The sequence below is a fragment of the Nonomuraea sp. NPDC049625 genome (assembly GCF_040675285.1).
Taxonomy (GTDB): domain Bacteria; phylum Actinomycetota; class Actinomycetes; order Streptosporangiales; family Streptosporangiaceae; genus Nonomuraea; species Nonomuraea angiospora_A.
On sequence record NZ_JBFAOQ010000018.1, the window covers coordinates 224617 to 250811 of the forward strand.

Consider the following 26195-nt stretch of genomic DNA (forward strand, 5'->3'; position numbering starts at 1 on the left):
CAGCGGGCTTGCAAAAACGGGGTGGCCCTCCATATCGTACTCACCCAGAACCGGAGGGCCACCCCGGTTAGCTGGATGGCCCCTAACCTCTGGAGACAGCATCGTGAAGACCATCGTCGTGATGGGGGCGACCGGCCTGCAGGGCCGCGCCGTGACGGCCCGGCTGCTCGCCGACGGCTGGCGCGTACGAGCGGTGACGCGCGACCCGGACTCCGCCGGGGCCCGGGCGCTGGCGAAGGCGGGTGCCCGGCTCGTACGCGCCGAGATGGACGACCCCGCCTCCCTCGCCGCCGCGGCCGAGGGCGCCTACGGCCTGTTCAGCGTGCAGCCCACCGTCGGCTCCCCCGGCACCCCGGCCGGCTTCACCGCCGATCACGAGGTCGCCTGGGGCCGCAACGTCGCCGACGCCGCCCACGCCGCCGGCGTGCGCCACCTGGTCTACGCCTCCGTCGCCGGCGCGGGCCGCCACAACACCGAGAAGCTGCCGCAGAACGTGGTGAGCAAGTGGCGGATCGAACAGCACATCACCCGGCTGGGCCTGCCTGCGACCTTCCTGCGCCCGGTCTCGTTCATGGAGAACTACACCGGCGCCTACCACCTGCACGACGGCGCCGTGACCACCGCGTTCGACCCGGCCGTACCGCAGCAGATCATGGCCGTCGACGACGTCGGCGCCTTCGCGGCCCTGGCCTTCGCCCGGCCGGAGGAGTGGATCGGCCGCGCGGTGGACCTGGCCGGGGACGAGCTGACCCCGCTGGAGATCGCCGCGGCCATGTCCGAGGCCGTCGGCCGGCCGCTGCCCTACGTACAGATCCCGATCGAGGTGATCGCCCGGGCGGGCGAGGAGTTCGCCTTCGCCTACACCTGGCTCAACGGACGCGGCTGGCGCGCCGACGTCTCCTTCGCCCGCGCGCTGCACCCAGGGCTGATGGATCTGCGCACCTGGCTGGCCCGCACCGGCGCGGCCGCGATCGACGGCTTCCTGACCGCCCAGAGCGCCCGATGACCGCACCCGAACTCGGACAGGTCGGCATCTGGGCGGGCGAACTGGACCGCCACCCGGCCCCCGTCCTGCGCGAAGCTGCCGCGGCCGTCGAGGACCTCGGATACCCGGCGCTGTGGTTCCCCGAGACGACCGGCCGCGAGGCCATGGCGCAGGCGGCCCTGCTGCTGTCGCTCACCCGGCGGACCGTCGTCGCCACCGGCGCCGCTGGCATCTACGCCCGTGACGCCGTCACCACCGCGGCCGCGCAGCGCACCCTCGCCGAGGCGTTCCCCGGGCGGTTCCTGCTCGGCCTCGGCGTCGGCCACCCCGCCCTGGTCACCGACATGCGCGGCCATCGCTTCGGCCCGCCGGTCGCGACCATGCGCGCCTACCTGGACGCGATGGACGCCGCCCCGTTCGGCCCGCCGGTCCCGGCGGGGCCCCGGGTCCTGGCCGCGCTGGGCCCGAAGATGCTCAAGCTCGCCGCCGAACGAGCCGCGGGAGCCCACCCGCTGGGCATGCCGGTCGCGCACACCCGCCACGCCCGCGGCCTGCTCGGGCCGCGGGCGCTGCTCGCGGTCACCCAGCTCGCCGTCCTCGATCCGTCTCGTCCCCGCGCGGCCGAGCTGGCTCGCGCCCACGCGGCCGCCGCCCTACCCAACCGGCTCACGCCGCTGCGCGATCTGGGCTTCGACAACCCCGAGTCACTGGACGAACGGCTGGTCGACGCGCTGGTGGCGACCGGCGGCCCCGAGGACGTCGCCCGCCGCGTCGGCGAGCACCTCGGGGCCGGCGCGGATCACGTCAGCCTGCACGTGCTCACGGCCACACCGGACCGGCCGCCACTGCGTCAATGGGAAGATCTCGCCACGCTGCTGCTGTGAACGGGGTCCCGGGGTCGAGGAACCCAGGAACAGCCGTTGTCGAAGAGAATGATCTTGTGCGGATGGCGACGGTTCGCATCGGGTTGGCCTGGAACTCCTGAAGCCCCGGCGAGCCGCAATGTAGGACCGGGACTCCTATGGCTGTGGCCAGGGGCAACGTAGAGCGTGAGCTCTGGTGGATCGTGGGGCCGCTTAGGTCTGTCTGTCGGCTGGGCCGTGGATGATGCGGTGGATGGTGGAGCGGCCGACGCTGTACTCGGTAGCCAGGTCCGCCCGAAAGACCTCGCCCCCGGCGTAGCGGCGGCGGATGGAGCGTCGGGCAGTTTGGGTTGCTCGCCCTTGACCTTGCCGTTCTTCTTCGCCAGGGCCATGCCTTCGCGGGTACCCAGGTGCGAGATGCGACTGTCACCCGGCGGGTGACGGCTTCCTCCACCCGAAGCTGTCTCAAACCCCAATGCAGCTGTGAGCTAGATCACGGTTGAGGTTGACCTTGGGTCAGGGTGGAAGCTCGGCGCAGCGGCGAGACGCCGACCCGGACCTAACGCCTTTGAAGGGCAGACCACCATGACGATCACCCTTTCCGACCAGGACAAGAGCACCCTGCGGATCGCCGCGTACGGCGCCGTGGCGTTGATGGCCGCCGCCGGCGCCGCCGGCAGGCCCCACAAGATCGCCACCTCCGGCAGCATCGCGCTGGGCTCGGCCACCGGCCTGATCGGGCATGTGCTCGCCGAGTACCCCAAGGTCACGGACCTGGCCGGCAGGTCCGTGGCCGAGATCGCCGACCGCGTGCTGCCGGCCCTGACGGCGGCCATGAACCTCCTGAAGCAGCAGGATCCGGCCGAGGCCGGCAACTTCCGTGGCGCCGTCCTCGTCGCTGTCGAGACTGCCCAGACGCACCAGGGCCGGCCGGGCCCCGCCACGGCCGCGATGGCCCGCAAGATCACCGAAGCCCTCGACGCTGCCAGGATGGCCGTTACGGGCAGCGGGGCCGTGCCGGAAGCCGCGGCCGGGCAGGATCGCCCGGAGCTGCGGAAGGCGATCGAGGAGATCGTCGAGTCCGGTTTCCTCGGGGTGTCGCTGCGCGTGCGCGATGAGCGGGGCGAGTGGACCGGCAGCGCCGGGGTGGCCGAGCTGGGCGGGACCGCGAAGCCGCCGGTCAACGGGCATGCCCGGATCGGCAGCAACACCAAGACCTTCACCGCGACCCTGGTGCTGCAACTGGTGGCCGAGGGCAAGCTGGAGCTGGACATCCCGGCGGCGGACTACCTGCCCGAGTTCGGGCTGGACCGGCGGATCACGGTGCGGATGCTGTTGCAGCACACCAGCGGGCTGTTCAACTTCACCGGCGAGGTCTACGACGACGGGACGGTCGTGCACGGGATCCCCGTCCCCTACAGCACCACCGGCAAAGAGTGGGTGGACAACCGGTTCCACACCTACCGGCCCGAGGAACTGGTACGTCTGGCGCTGTCCAAGCCGGCCCGGTTCGCACCGGGGACGGGCTGGAGCTATTCCAACACCAACTACGTGCTGGCCAGGCTGCTGATCGAGAAGGTCACCGGCCGCTCGCTGGCCGAGGAGATGCAGCGGCGGATCCTGGGGCCGCTCGGGCTGTCGGGCACCGTGGTGCCGGACGCCTCGCCGGAGATCCCCGAGCCGCACGCCCACGTCTACTACCGGTACGAGGACGCCGGCGAGCAGCAGACGATCGACATCACCCGCCACAACCCCTCCTGGGTATCCACCGGCGGTGACATGATCTCGACCAGCCAGGACCTGGCCACGTTCATCTCCGCGCTGATAGGCGGCAAGCTCCTGCCGGCCCCGCTGCTGGCCGAGATGTGCACCCCGCACGCCACGGGCATCCCGAACATGGACTACGGGCTGGGAGTGTTCATCCAGAAAACGGACTGCGGCGGCACCGTCATCACCCACAACGGCGGCACGGTCGGCTCCGCGGCGCTGATGTACGGCACGCCCGACGGCGGCAAGACCCTGACCGCCGTACTGCACTGGGTGGACGACGCCGACCTGTCCATCGCAGCAGCGTTCCAGACCGCCCAGCAAAAGCTCGTCAACGAGGTGTTCTGCGGCGAGCAGGCCGATCCGGCTCAGCCGACGGACTGAACACCTGTGACCCGTACGCCTCGAAAGGCTACCCCTTTTGGCCGTGCATCAAGGAGAACGCGAACGCGGGCCACCTGCTCGGCTGTGGTCTGCTCAGTCGCCGAGCTCGAGCACAAGGCAGGATTGCGCAGATGAACGGAGTCACGATCGGGCAGGCGGCGGCGTTCGTCGGCGTCACGGTGAAGACGGTGCGGCACTACCACAAGCTCGGCCTGGTGAAGGAGCCGGAACGCGACAGCTCCGGCTACCGCAGGTACGGATCGGCCGAGCTGTTGCGGCTGGTGCAGGTCCGGACGCTGGCCGCCGCCGGGGTGCCGCTGGCCGAAGTCGGGCCCCTGCTCGACGCCGACCCCGCGCTGTTCGCCGCCGCGCTCGCCGACGTCGAGCGGCAGCTCACCGAACGGATCGAGGAGCTGATCGCGCGCCGTGACACGCTGCATCGACTCGCCGACGGAGACCGGGCGCTGCTGCCGGACCGCGCCGTGGCGCTGCTGGAGCGGCTGTCCGGCCTCGGCTTCCCTGCGGACGAGGTGGCGGCCACCAGGGAGGGCTGGGTACTGGCCAGGGCCCTGGTCCCCGAGGGCTTCGACGACTACCTCACCCATGTCGAGCACGCCCTCGACGACCCCCGCTTCGTCGCGTTGAGCAAGCACGCAATCGAAGCCACGGCATGGAAGCCGGACGACCCGCGCCTGGCCGAACTCGCCACCGCCATGGCCGACCACTTCCTCGCCAACCCCGCACACCTGAAGATCGTGACCGGCCTGCAAGCCCGCACCGACGCCGCAGCCCGGTACACACTGATCGCCCACCACGGCGAAGAGCAGGGATCGGCCACGGCCCGGGGGATCGCGCTCGTCGAGGCCAAGCTCCGCGCCGCGGGCATCCATATCCCCAGACCAGAAACCCACTGACCGCGCCGGTCCCCCATCCTCTCGCCGAGCTGCCGCAGCCCTTCGGCCGGGGCGGAGGAGGCGATGACGTAGCGGCCCAGGACGTTGAGGTGGGCGTGACCAAGCGGGCTGAGCCGGACGGCGTCCTCGTCTTTGACCGGGATGCCGTGGGCGCGCAGCTGGTCGACGGCGGCCGACAGGTACTTCGAGTTCCACAGCGCGACCGCGTTGACGACAAGACCAAGAGCCGCCAGTTGGTCTTCTAGTCCTTCGCGGTAGGCCTGCCGGATCTCCCCGCCGTTGCCGTGGCAGATCTTGCGGGCCAGCCGGTGCCGGGATTCCTGCACGGTGAGCTGCTTGTTGAGCCTGCGCCCGTACAGCAGGTGTCGATGTGGCCGTACTTGGCGAACGCTTGCCCGAGCGGGGTCGGACGCCCGTTGCGTGCGAACATGAGCAGCAGGTCGTAGGCGCGCACCTGGTAAGTCACCAGCGATCCGGCGACCCGGGTCCGAAAGGAGGTGCCGGACGGATCAGCGGTGTGCGCGCAGCGCGGCCAGCACCCATGCGAAGGCCGGTACCGCCGGTGGGGACGGTTTCTGGCCCTTGAGGATGCTCAGGAGCTGCCAGTACCGCTCCACCCGGGGCTCGGCGACCATGTCCAGCCACATGACCAGAGCGGCGGTCTCCTCGGCGGGAAGGTCGTCGGGGATGATCCGCTTCAGGATCGGTCGTGCCCCGGTCGATTCCGGCGTGATGCCGCGCGACAGAGCGGCGCCCGCGTGCTCAAGGACCAAGGGCCGGAGGTTGAGGCCGTACTCCAGGCGGTTGTCGTCCTCGCCGCTGAGAACCATCCTTCGGACCGTCTGCCGGAAGCCGTCGTCGGCCACCAGTTCGGCCAGTTCCACCCACGCGTTGATCTGTTCGGAGGTGGGGTCCTCGGGGAGGTCCGGCGGCAGGTCGCGCATCCAGCCCGCGACCAGCGCGGCGTCCTCGTCGACGACGCCGGCGAACGCGCGGTCGACGAAATCGTCGATGATCTGCTGACGTTCCCGTGCCGACAGTCGGGCCAGTGCGTTGATCAATGCGATCTCCTTGGTTGAGCTGTCACGGTTGGCGAGCACGCGCAGGACGGACCGGCGTATCTTCAGGGTGCGGATCTCGGAGTCGAGCGCTTTGACGTGCAGGTCCGCCACTTCGCTCAGCGTGGCCCGCTGCTCCAGCACCTGCTGGACGGCGTCGAGACCGAGCCCGAGATCGCGAAGCGTCCGGACCAGGTCCAGCCGCGCGACCGCCTCCGCGTCATAGAGCCGGTAGCCGCCCCCCGACCTCTGGACCGGGGGAACGACGCCGCAATCGGACCAGAAGCGGATCGTGCGCGCCTGCAGCCCCGTACGCCGGGCCAGCTGCCCGATCGTGTAAAGACCCGTCGCGTCGTTCATGATTCGAATCTGCACCTTCCACCCGGTGGAACCTCAAGCGATTTGTCGGAGATTCTCGTTGTGGAGCAGCCGTTAGGGGGGCGCAGACCGAGGATGTACGAATCCTGACCACGGCAGCGTCAATCGCGATCGGCGGCGAGCGCGGGGTCCGTCCGGTTCGCCGCGTGTGCGGTCAGGGCGCCGAGTGCGCACAGGAGCGCGAGCCCGAACAACACGTACCTCGCCGAGTCGAGCATCGACCCGCCGCCCAGGTTGACCAGGACGCCCGCCACCGCCGTGCCGAACGCGATCGACAGACTCGTCACCGTGGCGATCCCCGCGGCCGCCTGCCTGCCCTCCTCCGGATCCCGCGTGCTGGACATCGCGGCCACCGACAGGTGCGGATAGGCCAGCCCGATGCCCGCCCCGGCCGCGAACAGCACCGGCACCCACACCGCCACCAGCCACAGCGGCGTCTCCTCACGCTGCAGCAGCCCCTGGACGAGCAGGCCCGCGGCCAGCAGCACCGGGCCGAGCACGCGCAGCCGGCGCACCGCGCGCCCGCTCGTCACCGACGCGCTGCCGATCTGGGTGAGCGACCAGCCCAACGAGATGGCCGCGGCGAAGAACCCCGCCACGAGCGGCGCCAGCCCGGCCAGCCGCTGACCGAACAGCGGCAGGAACGACTCGGCCGCGACCCCGCAGGCCAGCAGCCCCAGCGTCAGATAGACCCACTTCAACGACGAACCGCTCCGGTACGTCGCCTGCGGGAAGACCCGCAGGTCACTGCCCCGCTCATGGATGACGAACCCGGCCATCAGCAGCGCCGCCGCCCCGATGCCGGCCGCCTTCGCCGGCGTGCCCGCCAGCACCCCCGCCACGCTCACGGCCCCGGCGGCCGCCATGACCAGCAGCAGGGACATGACCGGGACCGGCGGGCGCAGGTCCCGGTCATGTCCGCGTCCCGGCAGCACGCGGGGCACGAGCGCGCCGCACGCCGCCGAGACCGCCGCCATCACCGCGAACGCCAGCCGCCACGAGCCCAGCTGGGCGAACAGGCCCCCGAGCGCCGGACCGGCGAAGTTGCCGACACCGTACATCGCCGACATCAGCGCGGTGCCGCGCGTCCAGAGCCGGGGCGGCAGCGCCGACCGGATGACGGCGAACCCCAGCCCCGACAGCAGCCCCGCCCCGAACCCCTGGACGCCGCGCGAGGCCAGCAGCACCGCCATCGCCGGGCTCAGCGCGCAGGCCAGCGAACCCGCCGTGAAGACGGCGAAGCCCAGCAGGTACGCGCCGACGTTCCCCCACCGGGACAGGAACCGGCCGGCGAGCATCGTCGCGATCACCATGGCGACGAGGTAGATGGTCATGTTCCAGGCGTAGAAGCCCGCGCCGCCGAGGTCGGCCACCGCGGTCGGCAGCAGGCTCGCCGCGAGGTAGATGTTGATCGCACCGACCAGCACCCCGCCGGCCAGCACGATCATCGGACCCGGCAGCCCCACCTCGGCGTGGGCTTGCCCGGATATCGGTTCGTAGTCGTCAGCACTCATGGCTTCAAGGCTGTCGTTGAACCGGTCCCGGAGAGTCTGCGCCGCCCGCCGGGCGACGGCGCTGGGCCGGGCGGCGGGAGAGCTTCAACCCGCGGTGGAACCCCGGCCCGCGCGGGCCGTCAGCCGAGGGCGTCGAGCAGTTCGCGCTCGCGCTGGGCGCTGAGGCCGGCGCGCCGGCCGCGCTCCAGCCCCTGCTCGCGCTCCCAATCCAGCGTGTCGGCCAGCATCTCCGCCCGGGGCCGATGGCGCAGCCCCGCGGCATGCGCCGCGGCCCCGGTCCGGGACGCGAACCCTTCCCAGCCCGGCTCGACCAGCCACATCGGCAGCGACTCGGGCCCCATCCACTCGGCCACGCCGTTGGCCAGCAGCCATGCCGACTCGGCGGTGACCACCGGGCCGGTGTGCCCGCCGGCGGCACGGGACAACTCGATCCACTCCCCGAACGGAACGACCGGCCCGACGGCGTCGAAGGTGCCGGCGACGCCCTTCTCGCCGGCGTCCAGCAGCCAGGCTGCCAGGTCGCGTGCGTCGATCGCCTGGGTCGGCAGGTGCGGCGCGTCGGGCACCAGCATCGGCCCCTGCCGGTCGCGGGCGGCACGGGCCGCCCAGTAGCCGGTGCGTCCGCTGTGATCGCCCGGGCCGCCGATGAGGCCGGCGCGGGCGATGAGCAGGCGCTCGCCCACGGCCGCCGTGGACGCCAGCTCGCAGGCGGCCTTCGCCTCGCCGTACAGGTCGCGGTCGACCTCGTCGCGATCGGTCGCGGGGAGCAGGGCCGTGGACTCGTCGGCGTCCGGCGCGGCGTGGGAGGCGTAGGCGCTGACGGAGGAGACGTAGGTCCAGTGCCGGGCCCGGTCGCCCAGCGCGTGCAGGGCCTCGCGGACGAAGCCCGGCTGCCATGACACCTCGATGACGGCGTCCCATTCCCGGTCGAGCAGCAGCTCGTACGCCGAAGGATCACGCCGGTCGGCGGCCACCAGTCTCGCTCCGTCCGCCACCTGGCCACTCTCGCCGCGCGCCAGGCATGTCACCTGATGGCCGCGCTCGATCGCCTGCCGCGACAGCTCCCGGCCCAGCCAGGCCGTTCCCCCCAAAACCAAGATCTCCATCCCGACACCCAATCATCGCGAACGCCGAGCACCCAGCCAGGTTCACTGACAGCGCACCGGATTCGCCGAGAGCGGAGCGGGGCCTGCCCGGGACGCGGTTCGCCCCGGGCAGGCCCGTTGAGCGTCAGACGCCGAAGGGCGCGGGGTAGACGATGGTGCCGCTGGGCACCGCGATGGCGTCGTCGAAGACGAGGGCCATCATCGCCTCGTCGGGCACCTCGAAGGAGGGGCGGATCCCATACGCCGAGGCCGGGGTGAAGCCGAAGCGCGGGTAGTACTCCGGGTGGCCGAGCACGAGGACGAGGTTCTCGCCCTTGTCGCGTGCGGCCTGGAGACCGGCGCGGATGGCGGCCGAGCCGGCGCCGGTCTTCTGGTACTCCGGCAGGACCGCGCACGGGCCCAGCGCCAGGGCCGGAGCGGCGCCGACGTGGCAGCGGGTGAGCAGCGCGTACCCGGCCACGGTGCCGTCGGGGGTCTGGGCGACGATGGACAGCTCGGGCGACCAGGCCTCATCGACGCGCAGCGCCTCGATGAGGTCGGCCTCCAGCGGCGTGGGGAAGGCGCCGAGGGCGACCGTGCGGATGGCGGGGATGTCCTGCGGGGTCTCGGCGCGGGTGATCCAGGTGTGCGACATGGTGTTCTCGTCTCTCGTCGTGGGGCTGGTGGTGGCGGTACGCAGGACGTAGCCGGTGTAGGCGTACCGGCTAGGCGCGCAGGTCCGGGGCGGGGTCGGGGTGGTCCATTCGCATTCGGTGACCACCAGGACGCCGCCGGGGGCCAGCAGCAGTGCGGCGCGGCCTGGACCGCAGCCCAGGTCCAGCGTCCTGGGCCCGTCGGGCAGCGGGCCGGCCAGGGTCAGCAGCCGCTGCGTGGTGGCATCGGAGCCGGGCCCCTGGCGGGGCAGGTCGCGATGCAGGTCGTAGAACGCGTTGATGATCGCGTCATCGTTGAAATCGGGCACTGTGCCAGATGTTCCTTCAATAGAAGAGAGGCAGCGGGCCGCGGGGCATGCCCGCGCCCGGGTCACGACCGGCGCTGCCGGTCCCGGAAGGCGTAGGTCTCACGCAGCGAGCGGGTGATCGCCTTCTTGCGATCGTCGTGCTGGGCGCGCAGGCGCGCGTCGCTGCGGGAGCTGGCCCAGGCGTTCTCGCGCTGGAGCTTGCGGTAGCTGTCGAGGCGGCGTTCGCTCAGATCACCTGAGGCGATGGCCGCCTGGACCGCGCAGCCGGGCTCGGAGTCGTGGTCGCAGTCGCCGAAGCGGCACTGCTGGGCGAGCTCCTCGATGTCGGCGAAGACCTGCTGCAGGCCCTCGTCGGCGTCCAGGAGGCCGACGCCGCGCAGACCGGGGGTGTCGATCAGCACGCCGCCGCCGGGAAGCGGGACCAGACTGCGGCGGACCGTGGTGTGCCGGCCCTTGCCGTCTTGCGCGCGTACGTCGCCGGTCTCCAGGACCTCGGTGCCCAGCAGCGCGTTGCCCAGCGTGGACTTGCCCGCTCCGGACGGGCCGAGCAGGACCACGGTGCCGGTGAGCGCCGCGGCGAGCGCGTCCATGCCCTGGCCGGTGGCGGCGCTGGTGGCGATGATCTCCACACCCGGGGCGAGCTCGGTGATGGCGGTCACCGCCTGGCCGGGATCGGCCGACTGGTCGGCCTTGGTCAGGACGATCACGGGCTGGGCGCCGCTCTCCCACGCCAGCGCCAGCAGCCGCTCGATCCGGCTCGGATTCAGCGGGCCGCCGAGTGAGACGGCCACGACCGCCGTGTCGACGTTGGCGGCCAGGGCCTGACCGTAGGAGGTACGCGACGCAGATGACCGGACGATGACACCGCGCCGTGGCAGCAGCGCGACCAGCTCGGGCGTGGGGCCGGGCCGCAGCGCCGCCCAGTCGCCCGTGCACGGGGACTCGACCGGATCCGGCACCGCCGGGAGCGAAAGGCGGGCCCGGAGCGGGCCGGTTTCGGTGATGACGTCGCAGGCGCCGCGATCGACGCCGACCACGCGGGCGGGAATGAGCCTCGCGGAGCGGTAGGAGGCGAAGGACTGTTCGAGCCCTGCGTCCCAACCGTACGCGGACAGGCCATCGTCAAAGGAATGCTCGAATGACAACGGAATGGAACCCTTTGCAGAAAAGGGGCCTTGGCGGATGGGACATGCCGCATCCGTGCCAGGGAAGGCGCCTCGAAAGGTCAGCCAAGGCCCGGGGACGTGAGGATGGACCGAGTGCCGCAGATGGCAGCCATCACCACGACGGTCATTTAACCTCACCTCCCTCGAAGAGTTCCTGTTGTCACGAACGTGTCTTGCGTTGGACAAGGTAGCAGCATGAGCAGCCACCCGCAAAGATCAGGGGGTGGCGAGGTTGATGGTGGCGGGGATGCCCTGGCGGGTCATCTTGGCGTACGGACACAGCGCGGTCGCCTGGGCGAGCAGCGGGGTGACCCGGTCGGGGTCGGCTCCGGGCCAGGTCACGACAAGGTCGGCGCTCAGCTGGTAGCCGCCGTCGGCCGGGTCGCGGCCGAAGGCCACGCTCGCCTCCACGGTGATCGACGCGGGGTCGAGGAGGTGCCGGCGGGCCAGCAGGCTGAGGGCGCCATGGAAGCAGGCGGCGTATCCGGCGGCGAAGAGCTGCTCGGGGTTCGGGCCGGGGTTGTCGCCGCCGAGCTCCTCGGGCATCCGCAGCTGCAGGTCGAGGGTGCCGTCGGCGGAGCGGGCCCGGCCGGTGGCCCGGCCGTGGGCGGAGCTGCCGCCGCTGACGGCGACGCGCGTGACATAGAGGGGTTTGAACGTGGAGCCGCTGTAGTCGTGCTCCGTGGACAGCATCGGTTCGTTCACCGGTCCGCCTTTCAGCGGCGCACGGGGCGCCTGGGGTGAGGGCATGCTGGTCATGGGCGGTGCCAGCGCTGCAACTTGTCGGGGTTCAGGACGATCCACACCGCGGTGATCTCGGCTTCGGCGACGCTCACGCCGACCACCGCCACGGCCCGGCCCGCCTGGCGCAGCACCAGGCCCGTCCGGCCGTTCACGGACTCGACGGCCACCTCGGTGCCGGGCCGGCCGGCCAGCAAGGACGTGACGAACCGGGCGACCGCGTCCGCGCCGTAGGTGGGGCGTACGGGGGCGCGCAGTTTGCCGCCACCGTCGCTGACGACGATCGCGTCCGCGGCCAGGACCTCCCGCAGCGCCGCCGTGTCCCCCAGGTCGCAGGCCGCGGCGAAGCGGCGCGCGACCCGGTCGTGCCGGACGAGCATCCCCTGGTCCGGCCTGGCCTGCTGGTGTGCCGGGCGCCTGGCGGGCTGGGAGCGGGGTGCCGGGGCGGCGGCGGGGGACGGCGCTCCGGGCGTACCCGGTCCGGGCAGGGGGCCGGGGGCGGCGAGCAGTTCCAGGCAGATGCCTCCGGCGACCCGCGTCAGCCAGGCGCGCGGCACCGCGATGCCGGCGCGTTCCTCGTCGTCGAGGGCGTACCAGCGGCGATAGGTCTCCTGGACGATCCGGTCAGCCGTGCTCTCCGAGCCGAACATCCACAAGGCGATCTCGAGCAGGTGCTGCCGCTCGTCGAGCATCTCCGCCAGCGTCCCGGCGCTCACGTCGGCCATGTCCGGCCACCCTCACGGCCAGGAGAGCAGGCCTGTATCCATGCTGTGAAGGTGCCGGCGTGGCCGCCGGGCAACGAGGTCGTCCGCACGATGTCCTCTGTTCTTTCGGAGTCGGCAGTTAAGACAGGACAGCCGCTCAAGTTGTGACACCCCACAGAAGCCGAACGTCTAACCTCCTCGTGAGCGGTCGTACGCGCCGAGTTTGGCCGGGTTGACGATCCACATGACGTGGTGGATGCCCTCCGGCGAGGCCTCGATGGTGAGCAGGGTGACCTCGGTCCGGTTGCGGGGGACGAGCACACCGGCGCGCCCGTTCACCTCGACCCAGGTCAGTTTGGCGCCCGGCCAGAACCTCGGCGCGTACGCGGCCAGGAACTTCGCCACGCGGCGGCTGCCCAGCAGGGGGAAGCGCGCCGCCCCTCGGATGCCGTTGCCGTCGGAGGAGCTGACGACGTCCTCGGCGAAGAGGCCTTCGAGGGCGGCGATGTTCCCCGTCTGCGCGGCGTCCAGGAAGACCGCCAGGAGGCGCCGATGCTCCGTCTTGTCGATGGGCTCGCGCCGTGCGGCGGTCAGCCGTTTACGGGCGCGGCTGACGAGCTGGCGCGCGTTGACCGTGCTGACCTGCAGGATCTCCGCGATCTGCGGATAGGGGTAGACGAAGGCCTCGCGCAGCACGTACGCGGCCCGCTCGGTGGGGGTGAGCCTCTCGAGCAGCAGCAGGAAGGCGAGTTCGAGCGCTTCACCCCGTTCGGCGCCCAGCGTCGGGTCCATGCTGGTGTCCACCGGTTCGGGGAGCCAGGGCCCGATGTAGGCCTCGCGCCGCGAACGGGCGGACTGGGCGACGTTGATGGCCAGGCGGGTGGTGATCAACGCCAGGAAGGCCGGAGGATTCTCGACGGTCGAGCGGTCGGTGTTCTGCCAGCGCAACCAGACTTCCTGAAGGACGTCCTCGGCTTCCACCGCGCTGCCGAGCATCCGATAGGCGATGCCGAACAGCCGCGGGCGCAGCTCGACGAAGGCGGACGCGGCCCGTTCGAGCGCGTTTGCCTGTTTCAGTGATCCCACTTGCATGATTCCCCCACGCCTTCGCTCTCCACATCGATCCGTCCCCCGGCCGGGCGAGCCCCGTTCAGCCCCGTACGTGGCCGACGGCGTCGAGGACGGCGGCGGCCACGGCGTCAGGCTGGGACGTCGCGATCGCATGCGAGGCCCCGGCGACCTCGCGGGTGCCCCGAGACCCGGCCCGTTCCGCCATGAAGCGCAACGCCGCGGCCGGGATGCTGAGGTCACGCTCGCCGTGGACGAACCACGACGGTTTGGTATGCCAGCCCGGCTCGCTCGCCGCCAGCCCGTCGGTGAGCGCCCGTTCGGTCACCGGCCGCTGGGTGGCGGCCATCAGGGCGGCCTCGTCGGCGTCCACGTCGGCGCAGAACTGGTGGTGGAACTTGTCCGCGGCGATGCGGAACTCGTTGCCGCCGGAGGCGACCGGGTAGGCTTCCAGCGCGCCGCCGAGGGTGCTCCCCTCGAACTTTCCCGACAGCAGGAACGCGCTCTCACCCGGCTCGGGGGCGAACGCGGCCACGTAGACCAGGGCCTGCACGGCCGGGTTGCCGGCCGCCGCCTCCGTGATCACCATGCCGCCGTACGAATGGCCGACCAGGACGACCGGACGGCCGATCCCGTTGATCACGTCACGCACGTACGCGGCATCGCCCTCCACGCTGCGCAGCGGGTTCGCCGCGGCGACGGCGGTCAACCCGCGATCGTGCAGGCGCCGGATGACGCGGTTCCAGCCGGCCGATTCGGCGAAGGCGCCGTGGACCAGGACGATGACGGGCTGCTCGCTCATGAGTGGACCTTCCCTGCGTTCAGTTCGGCGGGCCGGGGTTCCTCGCGGAAGCCGATCTCCCGGTGGGTGCCGTCGCACAACGGCTTGTTGCCGGAATGGCCGCAACGGCACAGCGTCATCCGGTTGCGGGCCTCCAGCGGCCGGCCGTCCGACCGCACGACCGGCACCTTGCCGGTGACCCACAGCGCGCTCGCCAGCCCGTCCTCTTCCTCCAGGACCGAGATCGCCTGCGGCAGGTCCGGCTCGATCGTCTCGCCGCCGCGCTCCAGGGCGTAGCTGTAGGAGCCGGAGGGGCAGTGGTCGATGCGGCCCATGACGGCGGAACGCACGTCGCTGTCGCCGGTGTCGGCGAGCATCGCGGCGATCGGCCTGGTGCGCCCGATGCAGAAGGCGGCATGGACGCACAGCTCCCCCACCCGCTGGGCCGAGATGCCCACCCCGTCGTGCACGTGCTGCAGCTCCTTGTACGGCCGCATGACCGCGCTCTCCGTGCCGTCGAACCCGATCACGGCGTGGGTCCCGTCGCAGAACGGCTTCGACGACGAGTGACCGCAGCGGCACAGCGCGTAGGTGTCCTCGGTCTCCAGGGGCTCGCCGGTCTTCCAGGTCAGCGCGTCGTTGTTCTCGGCAGAGACGATCTTGCGCTTGCGTCTGAGGGGGACGCCGCCGTACACGACGTACGGGCCGTCGCGCAGCACGACGATCCGCTGCCGGTCGCCGACGCTCCACCGGCGCAGCTCGGGCGGCACGTACTCGAAGGTGGGACCGGCGGTGGTGCCGTCTCCGTCGGGCATCCGCATCAGGGCCCGGGCCTGGCCCTTGAGCGCGTACATGGTGCCGGTGGCGGCCCCGAGCAGCTTCGGACTGCCGTTGAACGCCCGTTCAAGCAGGTGCAGGACCGCGCAGTAGGTGTGGTTGAACTCTTCCTGCGCGGTCCTGATCGCGCTGCCCGGCTCGTGGTCGGACAGCCGCGGGTTGTGGCGCATCGGACGTACGCCGGTCGGGTCCACCGAGATCGTCTCGCCGGTGGGCCCGGACTGGGGGGTGTCGCCCCGCTGGTAGCGGCGGCCGAGCTTGAGCTCCTGGAAGCGGTAGTAATGTCCGACTTCTTGGCGTTCGGGGTGGAAGACGTCCTGGTCGCCGTCCCAGACGCCGCCGCGGGCGGTGCCCTCGCCCTGCTCGACGATCTCCTCCAGCGCGGCCAGCGCCGAGGCGAGGTCACCGACCTGGACCAGGTGCCCGGCGGTGTGGCGGAAGTGGTCGGCGCTCACCTGGCGGGCCGGGTCGCCGCTGAAGACCGCCTGCTCGCCGAGCCGTTCGCACAGGTGGCGCAGACCCTCCTCGATGGCGGCGTAGAACTGGCCGATCGTCTCGTAGCCGTCGGCTTCGGCCGGGGCGCCGGGCGGTGCCGGTTGTTCGATCCGCAGGAACATCTCGAGGGCTTCCGGCCCGAAGGGCACCAGGGACAGCTCCAGCGAGCCGTGGGGCAGGGGGCGGGGGTGCGGCGGCAACATCCCCGGCGTGTCCAGCCGCGGCCGGCCGCCGACGGCGTTGAGCAGGTTGGCGGCCAGCGCCAGGTGCAGCATCTCCTCGACGAAGACACTGCCCACGACCTCGACCGCTTCGGGGTTGCGCTCCGGGTCGAGCGAGTACAGCGCGCACAGGTACGGCGGCAGGGTCGCGTGTTCCAGCTCGATCGCCCACTGCAGGTGCTCGCGCAGGCTTTCGAGGGTGTCGATCCGGGTTCGCTGGGGTTCCAGGTGTTTCATCGGTGTCCTGACTCGGTTGCCGGAAGGGGGCGTGTCACGCGACGTGATCGCCGGGTCGGGAGCCGTCCTCCAGCGCCTCGACCGCGTCGAGCAGGCCCCGCAGGCCGATCTCCTCGCGCTCGGCGTCCGTCGGGTCGAACAGCCACTCGGTGACCGGCAGCTCGGCGACCTCCTCCGGATGGCTCGCCTCGATCAGGGTCACCTCGGTCTCGACCTCGATCTGGAGCTCGTACAGGAAGCCGTCCTCGCTGTTGGGAACGCTCATCTTTCCTCCATGCGTGGCTTGAGCGGATGTCCGGAAGACCGGCTGACCGCGTGGATCAGCCGTACAGCGATCTGGCCGGAGGCGAACAGGCGGGTGAAGCGCTCACCCTGGTCAGCCGCCAGCGCGTACGCGGGCTCGGCCCGGTGGCGGGTCGCGATCATCGCGGCGACCTGCTCGGCGCGGCGCGACCAGGACCGCGGCGCCCCGCCGGGCTGGTCGATCTGCTCGACGATCTCGAATCCCGCGCCGGCGAGCAGATCGACAAGCTCCCCCTGGGTGGGGAAGTGGTTGCCGTCCGGCACCGGAAGGAGCTGCGGGCCCCGGGCGACGACCACCAGCAGCCCCAGTGAGGCGCCGGGCTTCAGCACCCGGTGGATCTCGCCGAGCACCGCGGCCTTGTCCTGTACGGTGCACAGCACCCCCAGACACCAGGCGGCGTCGGCCGACCCCGTACGGAGCGGAATCCGTCGCCCGTCCCCCGCGACGACCGGCAGCCCGAACAGCCGGGCGGCGGCCCGGCGCGCGGCCGGCATCGGCTCCAGCAGGATCGGCCGGACCCCGAACCGCTCCGCGGCCCAGGCCGCCGGCCCGCCGGCGCCCGCGCCCACGTCCAGCAGCGTGATGCCGGCCGACAGCTCGCACGCCTCGGCCAGCCAGGCCAGTGCCGCCGGACTCGCGCTGCCGCGGCAGGCGGCGGGTATGGCGTGCCGCTCCCCCAGCTGCTCGACGGCGTCGGCGGTCCAGCCGGCGACATCATCGAACTCGGCGACCATCGCCGATGCGGTCACTGCGTAACTCCTGTCCCGTCGCGGGCGCGTGCGTCGCCCGCCAGCCGTCCGGTCGCCGTCATGGCAGTCGTCGACGCTCGGGCCGGAGGCCGGGCATGACGGCCGGGCCCGTTGGTCGCCGCGTCGCCGCCGCACCTGGAACAACCCCTCCCGCACTACTTGCCGGTGGCGTTCCGGCGGGCCCAGTCGAGGTAGTGGATGGTGCCGAGGATCGCGTCCTCACCGGGCACCAGCGTCCGCTCGCCCGGCACGCTGCCGTAGTAACGGGCCTGCGGGTCGGCGACCACCGTGCGCGGGTCACCCCAGGCGGCCAGGGCATCGCGGAAGAACTCGTCCATCCGGACGTCATCAGGGCCGCCCACCTCGACCCGGCCGTTCAACGGCTGCCCCACCGCGACCCGGCCGACCGCCTGGGCGACCTCCTCACCCGCGATGGGCTGGAACCGCACCGGCGCGATCCGCACCGTGTCGCCGTCCGCGGCCTCCTCCGCGATGGCCCGTACGAACTCGAAGAACTGCGTCGCGTGCACGAGCGAGAACGGGATCCCCGACTTCTCGATCAACTGCTCCTGAGCGATCTTCGCCGCGAAATAGCCGTTGTCCGGCATCCGTTCCGTGCCCACCACCGACAGCGCGACATGATGACCGACCCCGGCCACCGCCTCCGCGGCCAGCAGATTGCCCGTGGAGGTCTCGAAGAACTCCATCACCGCCGCGGGCTCGAACGACGGCGAGTTCGACACGTCCACCACCACCTGCGCACCCGCCAGCACCTCCGCCAGCCCCTCACCGGTCAGCGTGTTGACACCGGTGCTCGGCGCCGCCGCCACCGCCTCGTGACCGTGCTCCCCCAGCATGGCCACCACCTTCGACCCGATCAGGCCCGTCCCGCCGACCACGACGACCTTCATAGGTGCCCCCTTATTTCTCCGCCGGGGCACCCACGTGCCGACCGGTCGCCAGCTAAGACAGGGCAGCCTTCAGGCTTGTGACAGCAGCCGTGAAATCTTTTCCTTTTTTCTGGATGAAGACCTCGTCAAGGCCGCCGGTGCTATTCGACGAGTTTTCCGGCGGTTGAGACCTCGCGCATGAGCGCCGCGATCTCGGCGGGAACAGGCGGGATGGCCTCCCTGGCCACCGATCCGGGACCGGACCACACCAGGTTGACCTGCAGCGCGGGGTCGAGCTCGGGGTAGTCGGAGCGGTTGTGGCAGCCGCGGGTCTCGCGACGTTCGAGGGCGGTCTCGATCGTCGCGCGGGCGGCCAGCGCCGCGGACTTCAGGTCGAAGGCGTGGGCCAGGTCCTGGAAGCCGGCCAGGTCCGGATGCACGCCGACGTCGGCGATGCGCGCCTCCGCCGCGCCCAGTTCGGCCAGGCCCTTGCGCAGGCCGCCCTCGTCGCGCACCACGCCGGCGTGCTCCGTCATGATGTCGCGCAGGGTCCGCTGCAGCGCGCGTACGTTCTCGGGGCCGTCCGCGGCCAGGAGGTCGTCCACCTCGGCCCGTGCCGCGTCGAGCGCCTCGGCCGAGCGGCGCTGGGCGTCGAGGCCCGCGGAGTACTCGGCCGCCGCCTGACCGACGATGCGGCCGAAGACGAGGAGCTCGATGAGCGAGTTGCCGCCCAGGCGGTTGGCGCCGTGCAGGCCGCTGGCCGCCTCCCCGATCGCGTACAGGCCGTCGACCCCGGTGCCGTGGTCCTCGGGCCGCACCCAGACGCCGCCCATCGAGTAGTGCGCGGTCGGCGCGATCTCGATCGGGTCCTTGGTGATGTCGAGCATCTGCAGTTCCAGGAGCGTCTGGTAGACGCGCGGCAACCGCGTCATGATCGTCTTGCGTGGCAGATGCGACACATCCAGCCAGACGCCGCCGTTCGGGGTCCCGCGGCCTTCTTTGATCTCCGTGTACGCGGCCAGGGCGATGCGGTCGCGCGTGGACAGCTCCATCCGCTCCGGGTCGTACCTGGACATGAACCGCTCGCCGAGCTGGTTGCGCAGGATTCCGCCCTCGCCCCGGGCGGCTTCGGAGACGAGGGTCCCGGCCGCGTTCTCGGGCGCGATGAGACCGGAGGGGTGGAACTGCACCAGCTCGGCGTCGCGGATGCGGCAGCCGGCCAGGACGGCGAGGCGGAAGGAGTCGCCGGTGTTCTCGTCCCTGCGCGAGGAGGTACGCCGCCAGATCCGGGTGTGGCCCCCGGCGGCCAGGATCACCGCGTCGGCATGGATGACGTAACGGCTGCCATCGGTCAGATCGAACCCGTACGCGCCGAAGACCGCGTTGTCGCGAACGAGAATGCGCGTGATGTACACGGTGTCGAGGATGGGGACATCGACCTGCGCCGCGCGGTTGATCAGGGTGCGCTGGATCTCCAGCCCGGTGTAGTCGCCGGCGTAGGCGGTGCGCCGGTAGGTGTGGGCGCCGAAGAAGCGCTGCGAGATGCGCCCGTCCTGTTCGCGGGCGAACGGCATGCCCCAGCGTTCGAGGTCCTCGATACCCTGCGCCGCCCCCTCGGTGACGATCTGCACCGTCTGCGGATGGGCGAGGAGATAGCTCTCCTTGAGGGTGTCGGCCGCGTGCTGCTGCCAGCTGTCCTCGGGGTCCATCGTGGCCAGCGCCGCGTTGATGCCTCCAGCCGCGAGGGAGGTGTGCGCGTCGGCCTTCGGCCGTTTGCCCACCGCGAGGACGCCGACCCCGCGCTCGGCGAGCTCGATGGCCGCCCGCAGCCCGGCTCCTCCCGTGCCGATGACCAGGACGGAGGTGGCGATCCGGTGCTCTGGCGAGTGCATGGTGCTCCTTTGACAGCGTCGATGGAAAGCCGTTACGGGAGCAAGACCGGGTAGTGCCGCGATTTGTGACAGGAAGAATCTTCCTGGCCTGTACCTGGCCACCGGCCTGTCCCCGCTGTCCCGGGGGTAGCAGTCGAGGAATCGCACTTCCGGCGAGGGGGACGCCGGAGCAGGGGGCGATGGCGGTGGCCGATCTGGAGCAGGCGGCGGCGGTGTTCGCCGGGGTGCGACCACGCCTGTTCGGGATCGCGTACCGGATGCTGGCCAGCGTCACCGAAGCCGAAGACCTCGTCCAGGACGTCTGGCTGCGCTGGCAGGCCTACGACCGCGCCACCGTCGACGACCCCGCCGCGTTCCTGGCCACCACGACCACCCGGCTGGCGATCAACGCCACCCAATCCGCCCGCGTCCGCCGCGAAACCTACCTCGGCCCCTGGCTGCCCGAACCCGTCGACACCGCCGCCGACCCCTACCTCGGCGCCGAACGCGCCGAAGCCCTGGAGTTCGCCGTCCTGCTCCTCCTGGAACGCCTCTCCCCCACCGAACGCGCCGCCTACGTGCTACGCGAGGCGTTCGACTACCCCTACCGGCAGATCGCCGACATCCTCGAACTCAACGAACCCGCCGTACGCCAGCTCGTCAGCAGAGCCCGCAAACGCGTCCTCATCGCCCGCCCCACCCCCGTCACCCAAACCGAACAACACAGACTCCTCACCGCCTTCGTCGCCGCCGCCCGCTCCGGCGACATGACCACACTCGAAGAGCTCCTCGCCGCCGACGTGATCGGCTACTCCGACGGCGCCGTACGGGCCTCCCGGCTCTGGAGCGGACTCGGCGTGGCCTGGGCGAGCACGAAGAGCCGAACCTGCGCACCGCTGAAACGCGTCATGTCGCCCGGTTGGCGAGGGCCCGGTTGGCGAGGGCTACGTAGGCGTGCGCCACCTTGGCGTCGATCTCAGGGGGCACAGGGACGACGCACTGCCCGGCCGGCACGAGCCCGCGCGCGATGGCCTCCAGGCAGCGGGCTTGGAGGGTGAACCCGAGATCCATCGATTCCACCGAGTTGCCCAGCGGGCGCGGCCCGGAGAGGTTCACCATGTGCCCGCCGGTGAGCACGTGAACGCGTCTGCCGTCGCCGAGGATCAGGCTCGTGACGCCTTCGGTCGGCTCGACGGTGCCGACCACGTCGGGCTGCCCCAGGAGGTCGGCCAGGTCGATCTCCCACGGGACGTGACCGGCGTTCGCCAGGATCGTCCCGTCGGCCAGCAGGCGGAGATCGGCCCCGGTGAGGACGCGCGCGGCCCCGGTGACGGTCACGACGAGGTCGGAGGACGAGATCGCCTGCTCCCGCTCCGGCACCGCGAAACCGTCGAGCAGCGCGTTGAGCCGCCGCACCGGATCCGTGTCGAGCACGGAAACGCGGGCGCGCGCCCGGCCGAAGTTGCCGGCGACGCCGCGTCCGCAGGCTCCGTAGCCGATGACGGTGACCCGGAGCCCGTTCGTGGCCCGGTTGGTGATGCGCATGAACGACTCGAGCACGCTCTGGCCCACCGCGTGCTCGTTCTCGGCGAACTGCTTGATCGGGCTGTCGTTGATGACCAGGAGCGGCCGCGCGATCCGCTCGCGCAGCGGCAGCAGCCTCGCCCGCCCTGAGGTGGTCTCCTCGGTCCCGCCCACAAGCGAGTCGTACGGGGCCTCCAGGAACCGGGCGAACAGCTCCCCGCCGTTGTCGAGGATCAGGTCCGGCCGGCAGGCGAGCACGTCGCGCAGGTGGGCGGCGTGAACCTCCGGATCGCCGGTGCGCTCGCCGATGACGTTCACCCCCCGATCCCGCAGCACGGCCACCGTCTCCTGCTGGGTGGTCATCAGGTTGCCGGTGGCCACGATCGTCGCTCCGCCCCGCCGCAGCGCGAGGAGGAGGGTGGCGGTCTTGGGTTCCAGATGGCTGGCCGCACCGATCGTCAGGCCGGCGAACGGACGAGTACGGGCGAACTCCTCAGCGGTCTCGGCCAGCAGCCGGCAGCTGCCGAGCACCCATTCCAGCTGCGGCATCGGCGTCTCCAGAAGCGGTCAGCGCAGGATGGCGTGGATCAGCGAGGCCACGCCGTCGTCGTCGTTGCTGGGCAGCAGGATACGGGCGGCCGCCTTGACCTCGGGGTGCGCGTTGGCGACGGCCGCGGGCAGGCCGGCCTCGCGGAGCATGGGAAGGTCGTTGGGCATGTCCCCGACGGCGGCCGTGGCCGTGAGGGGGATGCGCCGGTGCGCGGCCGCCCATCGCAGGGCCTCGCCCTTGTTCGCGTGCTCCGGCGAGATCTCCAGGAAGTGCGCGGTGGAGAAGGTGGCCCGCAGCCCGGTGACCGCCTCGCCGGCGAACGCGTCGGCGAGTTGGGGCGCCGACAGCTCGGGGTGGGCCAGGAGCACCTTGACCGCGCGGTTGCCGCGAGTGGCGCGGCCGATGAGGTCGGCCGAGACGGTGTGGGGCCAGCAGTCGGGCACCAGGTCGGCGAAGCCGGGTTGCAGCACCAGCTCGTGCTCGGTGTCGAGCCCCAGGACACCGCCTCGCACCGACCGTTCGGCCCAGACGAAGACCTGCCTGAGCTGGTCGGCGGTGAAGCAGTGGTCGAACAGCACCCGCTCGGTGCGGGTGTCCCAGATCACCGCGCCGTTGCTGCAGGCGAGCAGGCCCCGGAGGCCGGCCTCCAGGGCCCAGTCCAGAGCGTCCCGGGTGGGCCGCCCGGTGGCGACCATGACCTGGAGGCCGGCGGCGCGGGCGTCGGCCAGCGCCTTCCTGGTGTCGTGGCTGAGGCCACCGGCGCTGGTGAGCAGCACCCCGTCCAGATCCGTGCAGACCAGCTGGATCCGCGTCATACGGCGGCGCCCGCGGGGTCGTCGGCGGTGTCGGCGCTCCCGACCGCGAGGCACCGCTGCCCGGCCGCCAGCACGACGACGCCCACGGCCACGCCCAGCACCCCGACGGACGCGGCCCAGGACTCCGTGGCGTGTTCCAGGACGAGGCCCGCCGCGGTCGATCCCAGGGCGATCCCCGTCGTCATCAGCGTGACCAGCCAGGCGAAGGCCTCGGTGACCGTACCGGCCGGCGCGAGCTTCCCGACCAGGACGAACGCGGCCGTCAGCACGGGCGCGAGGAAGAGCCCGGTGAGGATCATGAGGCCGGCCATGTACGGCGGGGACGGCACCAGGCACAGCAACGCGTACGCGGCGGCCAGCCCGACCGTCAGCAGCAGCGTCCGCCGCGGCGGCGAGGACGACCAGCGCACGGCGCCGTAGCCGAGACCCCCGACCAGGGCGCCGAAGGCGTTCAACGCCAGCAGAGTGGCCGCCCCGCCCACCACGTAACGGTGCTCGGTGTAGAAGACCACCAGGACGTTGAGGCCGCCGATGGCGGCGCCGACCCCGGTCAGGCTCACCAGCAGCACGGTCAGACCGCGGCTGCGCAGCGGCCCGAGCCAGTCGGGCGAGCGGACCGGCGCCTTCCAGTCGCGGGTGGGCGACGCGGTGGCGACCACGAACACGCCCAGCAGGCCCAGCAGCGCCCCCACCCACAGGGCGCCCGCCGCGGACCCGGCCGCCACGCAGCCGGCCACGACCAGAGGACCGCCGACGAAGACCAGCTCCTGGGAGGCCGAGTCCATGGCGTAGGCCGACTCCAGCCGGGCGGGCGGAACGAGATCAGGCCACAGCACCCGGAGGCAGGGCTCCAGCGGCGGGGTCGCCGCCCCCGCCAGAAGGGCGCCCGCGACCACGGCCACCGGCTCGGAGGGAGCCATCGCGATCGCGATCAGGCCCGCGCCGGCCGCGACGGCGGCCGGCACCAGGACCCGGACCTGGCCGACCCGGTCCACCAGCCGGCCGAGCACCGGACCGCCGCCGGCGGCGGCGATGGCGAACGCTCCGGCGGCCAGGCCGACGAAGTCGTAGCTCGCGCCCGCCTGCCGCAGGACCAGCGGGATCGCCAGCGCCGCCATCGCGCTGGGCAGCCTCCCGGCCAGGGTCCCCAGCAGCAGCCGGGTCACGTACGGGGCCTGGAGCAGGCTGAAATAGCCCATCACTCGCCCCGCAGGTGCAGATGGAGCGCCACCGGTCGGTTCTTGCGCAGTTGCAGCTCGATGTCCCCGATCCCCTCGATGCGGTGGTGCGGCCGGCCCTGGGACAGGACGATCCGCCCGTCGGTGGCCAGCAGGTCCGGCACGTCCAGCAGGTGGACCGCCGTCGGCTGCCCCTGCTCGTCGAAGGTCAGCGAGACCGGCCCGCGGAAGCCGACCCGGACGACCGGCTCCTCGGCGTCACCGCGGGGCTCCTCCACCGACAGGAAGCGGGTACGCGGATCCCACCGGACCCGCGAGCCGGCGGCCTGCCCCCTGTCCCACTCGGCTCGGAACCCGGCGGCGAACCGGTGCAGCAGCAGCGCCCGGTCGGCCGCCATCCGGCGCGCGGGCTCCGTGAGCATGTCCTGCTCCAGCCGGATCAGCTTCTCGTAGAGATGGGCCAGCACCGACGAGGTCTCACCCTCCTCGTAAACCTCCTTGAGAGCGGTCGCCGGGTCCCACAACGGCTCGCCGAGCAGCCCGCCGTAGGCGAAGGCCCGGCCGATGCCGATGGCCCCCATCGCGTCGAGGTTGTCGGCGTCGTGCACCGCCGCGGCGATCGCGCACCCGTCGTCGAGCTCCTCCTCGGCGAAGCGGTAGCGGCCCGTCAGCTCGACCGCGCGCAGGATCGGCGGATGCCAGTCCTGCGGCACTCCGCACCCCTCCAGCACGTCCAGCACGGCCGCGCAGGCGTCCTCGGGCCGGATGGGCCGCCGGTTCTGCCGGGCCTCCTCCACCCGGTGATAATCATGAACGTACGCCGCCACCTGCGCGATGCACGGGTCGGCGCCCGTCCGGACCGCGATCTCCCCCGCCAGGGCGGCGACCCGGTCGACGTGGCCGATGTCGTGGGCCGAATCGGCGGTCGCGAAGTCGACGACCACCCGGGCCCGCACCTTCTCGAGAATCGCATTCACCGCTGTCCGTACTCCTCACGCCAGCGCTGCGCCAGCTCCTGCTGCAGCCCCGGGTCGAGGCGGTGCAGCCCCGGCGCCCAGGTCTGCCGAGCCAGCTCACGCGTGCACAAATACAGCTCGGTGTAGACCAGGTCAAGGACCGATCCGAGGATGCTGTGCTCCATGAAGTTCACGGGCTTGCCGTCGTTGAGCAGATAGACGGTGCGGTCGGCCACCCGCAGTTCGAGCACCTCGTCGACCTCGGCCGACGTCGACGCCGCGCGGCGCAGGCCCTTGACGTCGAACTCGACCTGCTTGGAGCTCCCGCTGGCCAGCACGACGCCGTCGCGCAGGTGCGGCACGTCGGCCGTGGTGAGGGCACGGTGGCCGGAGACGCCGATGATCACCTCGGCCCAGGAGAGCAGGTCCTGGCGCGGGCCCACGCGGAATCCGTGCACCAGGGCGGCGGACATCCGGATGTCGTCGGGATCGTAGACGGCGACCTGGACTCCGGTGCGTCGCAGGTGCTCGGCCAGGGCCGTTCCTATCCCGCCGTAGCCGAGCACGAGGACGCGGCGTTCGCTGAGGAGCCGGTAGAAGCGCAGCCGCAGGAGGCGTTCGACGCTGTAGGCCACGGACCGCCCGACCTGGACGTCCTCGAGGGCCTTCAGCGGGCTGTCGGCGATGGTGAACACCGGCAGGGGAAGCGGCGCGGCGCGCTCGTACTGCCACTGTCCTTGCTTGGTGTCCTCCACGATGCCGCGAAAGCCCGGCACCCCGGCCAGGTCCCGCACCGCCCCGGCGCAGTATCCGCCGACCTCCTGGATCATCACGGGCGGCCCGCCCTGCCGCGCGGCCCGCTGGGCGGCGGCGACCGCCATGGGCCCGACCTCCTCGATCGAGGCCGGCATGCTCACCGGAAGGTCTCCCAGCAGCGACAGCGCCTCCGGCTGGGCGCTGTAGGGCACCGGCACGATCTGGGCGAGCTCGGTGGATCGGCTCAGCGACCGCACGTACGGCACCGCGGTGTCCAGCAGGTGCGCGATCAGGATCGTGCGGGCGGGCGGCATCGGCCAGTCGGCCTGGGCGCTGCGCAGCACGGGCAGGTCGCAGGCACGCGACGCGTGCCCGGCGCGTGAGGGCAGGGGCTGGCGCTCGAGAATCGATGTCATGGGAGG

Annotated in this window: 23 protein-coding genes and 2 pseudogenes; 5 read left to right on the top strand and 20 right to left on the bottom strand. The window is 71.8% G+C overall.

What is annotated here, in order from left to right; all coding sequences use genetic code 11:
• The first annotated feature begins 103 nt into the window (after positions 1 to 103).
• The 4 genes from AB0J87_RS51755 to AB0J87_RS51770 all read left to right on the top strand — a co-directional run bounded on the left by AB0J87_RS51755 (position 104) and on the right by AB0J87_RS51770 (position 4913).
• Positions 104 to 1006 carry an NmrA/HSCARG family protein gene (locus AB0J87_RS51755; RefSeq protein ID WP_363980418.1) on the top strand — a complete coding sequence of 301 codons (903 nt, stop codon included), beginning with the start codon at positions 104 to 106 and terminating at the stop codon, positions 1004 to 1006.
• Positions 1003 to 1869 carry a TIGR03620 family F420-dependent LLM class oxidoreductase gene (locus AB0J87_RS51760; RefSeq protein WP_363980421.1) on the top strand — a complete coding sequence of 289 codons (867 nt, stop codon included), beginning with the start codon at positions 1003 to 1005 and terminating at the stop codon, positions 1867 to 1869. Before AB0J87_RS51755 ends, AB0J87_RS51760 begins: the two co-directional genes overlap by 4 nt.
• 564 nt (positions 1870 to 2433) lie before the next feature.
• Positions 2434 to 3999, top strand: coding sequence for a serine hydrolase domain-containing protein (locus AB0J87_RS51765; protein ID WP_363980424.1), 1566 nt, complete (start codon positions 2434 to 2436; stop codon positions 3997 to 3999).
• A gap of 131 nt (positions 4000 to 4130) precedes the next feature.
• A complete protein-coding gene (locus AB0J87_RS51770) occupies positions 4131 to 4913 on the top strand; it encodes a MerR family transcriptional regulator (protein ID WP_363980427.1) in 783 nt (260 codons plus the stop codon).
• A 20-nt stretch (positions 4914 to 4933) separates the two neighbouring features.
• Here AB0J87_RS51770 and AB0J87_RS51775 read toward each other — a convergent pair.
• The 15 genes and pseudogenes from AB0J87_RS51775 to AB0J87_RS51845 form a co-directional block, all read right to left on the bottom strand.
• A pseudogene (locus tag AB0J87_RS51775) lies at positions 4934 to 5400 on the bottom strand (Tn3 family transposase); the annotation flags it as partial.
• A gap of 22 nt (positions 5401 to 5422) precedes the next feature.
• On the bottom strand, positions 5423 to 6331 hold the full coding sequence (locus AB0J87_RS51780) for a MerR family transcriptional regulator (RefSeq protein ID WP_363980430.1): 909 nt from the start codon (positions 6329 to 6331) through the stop codon (positions 5423 to 5425).
• 119 nt (positions 6332 to 6450) lie between these two features.
• Positions 6451 to 7863 (bottom strand): MFS transporter, encoded by a 1413-nt coding sequence (locus AB0J87_RS51785; protein ID WP_363980433.1) that lies wholly within the window; start codon positions 7861 to 7863, stop codon positions 6451 to 6453.
• A 119-nt stretch (positions 7864 to 7982) separates the two neighbouring features.
• A complete protein-coding gene (locus tag AB0J87_RS51790) occupies positions 7983 to 8969 on the bottom strand; it encodes an NAD-dependent epimerase/dehydratase family protein (protein ID WP_363980436.1) in 987 nt (328 codons plus the stop codon).
• A 124-nt stretch (positions 8970 to 9093) separates the two neighbouring features.
• A complete protein-coding gene (locus AB0J87_RS51795) occupies positions 9094 to 9603 on the bottom strand; it encodes an N-acetyltransferase (RefSeq protein WP_363980591.1) in 510 nt (169 codons plus the stop codon).
• 389 nt (positions 9604 to 9992) lie between these two features.
• A complete protein-coding gene (gene rsgA, locus AB0J87_RS51800) occupies positions 9993 to 11075 on the bottom strand; it encodes a ribosome small subunit-dependent GTPase A (RefSeq protein ID WP_363980439.1) in 1083 nt (360 codons plus the stop codon).
• Positions 11076 to 11312: 237 nt separating this feature from the next.
• Entirely contained in the window at positions 11313 to 11801 is a 489-nt protein-coding gene (locus AB0J87_RS51805; protein WP_355203658.1) for an Ohr family peroxiredoxin, read from the bottom strand.
• Between the two features lie 50 nt (positions 11802 to 11851).
• Positions 11852 to 12562, bottom strand: a complete 711-nt coding sequence (locus AB0J87_RS51810) for a hypothetical protein (RefSeq protein WP_363980442.1) — start codon at positions 12560 to 12562, stop codon at positions 11852 to 11854.
• A 168-nt stretch (positions 12563 to 12730) separates the two neighbouring features.
• Positions 12731 to 13627: an RNA polymerase sigma-70 factor gene (locus tag AB0J87_RS51815; RefSeq protein WP_363980445.1), complete on the bottom strand. Its 897-nt coding sequence runs from the start codon at positions 13625 to 13627 to the stop codon at positions 12731 to 12733.
• A 64-nt stretch (positions 13628 to 13691) separates the two neighbouring features.
• Positions 13692 to 14411 (bottom strand): alpha/beta hydrolase, encoded by a 720-nt coding sequence (locus tag AB0J87_RS51820; protein WP_363980448.1) that lies wholly within the window; start codon positions 14409 to 14411, stop codon positions 13692 to 13694.
• Positions 14408 to 16180 (bottom strand): ferritin-like domain-containing protein, encoded by a 1773-nt coding sequence (locus AB0J87_RS51825; protein ID WP_363980451.1) that lies wholly within the window; start codon positions 16178 to 16180, stop codon positions 14408 to 14410. The genes AB0J87_RS51820 and AB0J87_RS51825 overlap by 4 nt, the downstream gene beginning before the upstream one ends.
• Before the next feature lie 34 nt (positions 16181 to 16214).
• Entirely contained in the window at positions 16215 to 16445 is a 231-nt protein-coding gene (locus AB0J87_RS51830; protein WP_363980454.1) for a hypothetical protein, read from the bottom strand.
• Positions 16442 to 17233, bottom strand: a complete 792-nt coding sequence (locus tag AB0J87_RS51835) for a class I SAM-dependent methyltransferase (RefSeq protein WP_363980457.1) — start codon at positions 17231 to 17233, stop codon at positions 16442 to 16444. The genes AB0J87_RS51830 and AB0J87_RS51835 overlap by 4 nt, the downstream gene beginning before the upstream one ends.
• A 155-nt stretch (positions 17234 to 17388) precedes the next feature.
• Positions 17389 to 18144 (bottom strand): SDR family oxidoreductase, encoded by a 756-nt coding sequence (locus tag AB0J87_RS51840; RefSeq protein ID WP_363980460.1) that lies wholly within the window; start codon positions 18142 to 18144, stop codon positions 17389 to 17391.
• 140 nt (positions 18145 to 18284) lie between these two features.
• Positions 18285 to 20015, bottom strand: coding sequence for an FAD-dependent oxidoreductase (locus AB0J87_RS51845; protein ID WP_363980463.1), 1731 nt, complete (start codon positions 20013 to 20015; stop codon positions 18285 to 18287).
• 179 nt (positions 20016 to 20194) lie between these two features.
• On the opposite strand from AB0J87_RS51845, the gene AB0J87_RS51850 reads away from it, so the two are divergent.
• Complete coding sequence (locus AB0J87_RS51850; protein WP_363980466.1) at positions 20195 to 21052, top strand: sigma-70 family RNA polymerase sigma factor; 858 nt, start codon at positions 20195 to 20197, stop codon at positions 21050 to 21052.
• Here the strand turns inward: AB0J87_RS51850 and AB0J87_RS51855 are convergent.
• The 5 genes and pseudogenes from AB0J87_RS51855 to AB0J87_RS51875 form a co-directional block, all read right to left on the bottom strand.
• Positions 21006 to 22067 (bottom strand): annotated as a pseudogene (locus AB0J87_RS51855) (adenosylhomocysteinase); the annotation flags it as partial. The gene AB0J87_RS51850 and the pseudogene AB0J87_RS51855 overlap by 47 nt on opposite strands.
• Positions 22068 to 22085: 18 nt before the next feature.
• The gene (locus tag AB0J87_RS51860; RefSeq protein ID WP_363980469.1) at positions 22086 to 22883 is read right to left on the bottom strand and encodes a Cof-type HAD-IIB family hydrolase; all 798 of its coding nucleotides are present in this window, start codon (positions 22881 to 22883) and stop codon (positions 22086 to 22088) included.
• On the bottom strand, positions 22880 to 24082 hold the full coding sequence (locus AB0J87_RS51865) for an MFS transporter (protein WP_363980472.1): 1203 nt from the start codon (positions 24080 to 24082) through the stop codon (positions 22880 to 22882). Before AB0J87_RS51865 ends, AB0J87_RS51860 begins: the two co-directional genes overlap by 4 nt.
• Positions 24082 to 25038, bottom strand: a complete 957-nt coding sequence (locus AB0J87_RS51870; RefSeq protein WP_363980475.1) for a hypothetical protein — start codon at positions 25036 to 25038, stop codon at positions 24082 to 24084. The genes AB0J87_RS51865 and AB0J87_RS51870 overlap by 1 nt, the downstream gene beginning before the upstream one ends.
• Positions 25035 to 26189 carry an NAD(P)-dependent oxidoreductase gene (locus tag AB0J87_RS51875; RefSeq protein WP_363980478.1) on the bottom strand — a complete coding sequence of 385 codons (1155 nt, stop codon included), beginning with the start codon at positions 26187 to 26189 and terminating at the stop codon, positions 25035 to 25037. The genes AB0J87_RS51870 and AB0J87_RS51875 overlap by 4 nt, the downstream gene beginning before the upstream one ends.
• Between the last annotated feature and the right edge of the window lie 6 nt (positions 26190 to 26195).

Excerpts from the sequence above, each read along its gene's own strand:
- AB0J87_RS51760 (WP_363980421.1), top strand. The coding sequence starts at position 1,003 with ATGACCGCACCCGAACTCGGACAGGTCGGCATCTGGGCGGGCGAACTG.
- AB0J87_RS51765 (WP_363980424.1), top strand. The coding sequence starts at position 2,434 with ATGACGATCACCCTTTCCGACCAGGACAAGAGCACCCTGCGGATCGCC.
- AB0J87_RS51770 (WP_363980427.1), top strand. The coding sequence starts at position 4,131 with ATGAACGGAGTCACGATCGGGCAGGCGGCGGCGTTCGTCGGCGTCACG.
- AB0J87_RS51780 (WP_363980430.1), bottom strand. The coding sequence starts at position 6,331 with ATGAACGACGCGACGGGTCTTTACACGATCGGGCAGCTGGCCCGGCGT.
- AB0J87_RS51785 (WP_363980433.1), bottom strand. The coding sequence starts at position 7,863 with ATGAGTGCTGACGACTACGAACCGATATCCGGGCAAGCCCACGCCGAG.
- AB0J87_RS51790 (WP_363980436.1), bottom strand. The coding sequence starts at position 8,969 with ATGGAGATCTTGGTTTTGGGGGGAACGGCCTGGCTGGGCCGGGAGCTG.
- AB0J87_RS51795 (WP_363980591.1), bottom strand. The coding sequence starts at position 9,603 with ATGTCGCACACCTGGATCACCCGCGCCGAGACCCCGCAGGACATCCCC.
- AB0J87_RS51810 (WP_363980442.1), bottom strand. The coding sequence starts at position 12,562 with ATGGCCGACGTGAGCGCCGGGACGCTGGCGGAGATGCTCGACGAGCGG.
- AB0J87_RS51820 (WP_363980448.1), bottom strand. The coding sequence starts at position 14,411 with ATGAGCGAGCAGCCCGTCATCGTCCTGGTCCACGGCGCCTTCGCCGAA.
- AB0J87_RS51825 (WP_363980451.1), bottom strand. The coding sequence starts at position 16,180 with ATGAAACACCTGGAACCCCAGCGAACCCGGATCGACACCCTCGAAAGC.
- AB0J87_RS51830 (WP_363980454.1), bottom strand. The coding sequence starts at position 16,445 with ATGAGCGTTCCCAACAGCGAGGACGGCTTCCTGTACGAGCTCCAGATC.
- AB0J87_RS51840 (WP_363980460.1), bottom strand. The coding sequence starts at position 18,144 with ATGAAGGTCGTCGTGGTCGGCGGGACGGGCCTGATCGGGTCGAAGGTG.
- AB0J87_RS51845 (WP_363980463.1), bottom strand. The coding sequence starts at position 20,015 with ATGCACTCGCCAGAGCACCGGATCGCCACCTCCGTCCTGGTCATCGGC.
- AB0J87_RS51850 (WP_363980466.1), top strand. The coding sequence starts at position 20,195 with ATGGCGGTGGCCGATCTGGAGCAGGCGGCGGCGGTGTTCGCCGGGGTG.
- AB0J87_RS51860 (WP_363980469.1), bottom strand. The coding sequence starts at position 22,883 with ATGACGCGGATCCAGCTGGTCTGCACGGATCTGGACGGGGTGCTGCTC.
- AB0J87_RS51865 (WP_363980472.1), bottom strand. The coding sequence starts at position 24,082 with ATGGGCTATTTCAGCCTGCTCCAGGCCCCGTACGTGACCCGGCTGCTG.
- AB0J87_RS51875 (WP_363980478.1), bottom strand. The coding sequence starts at position 26,189 with ATGACATCGATTCTCGAGCGCCAGCCCCTGCCCTCACGCGCCGGGCAC.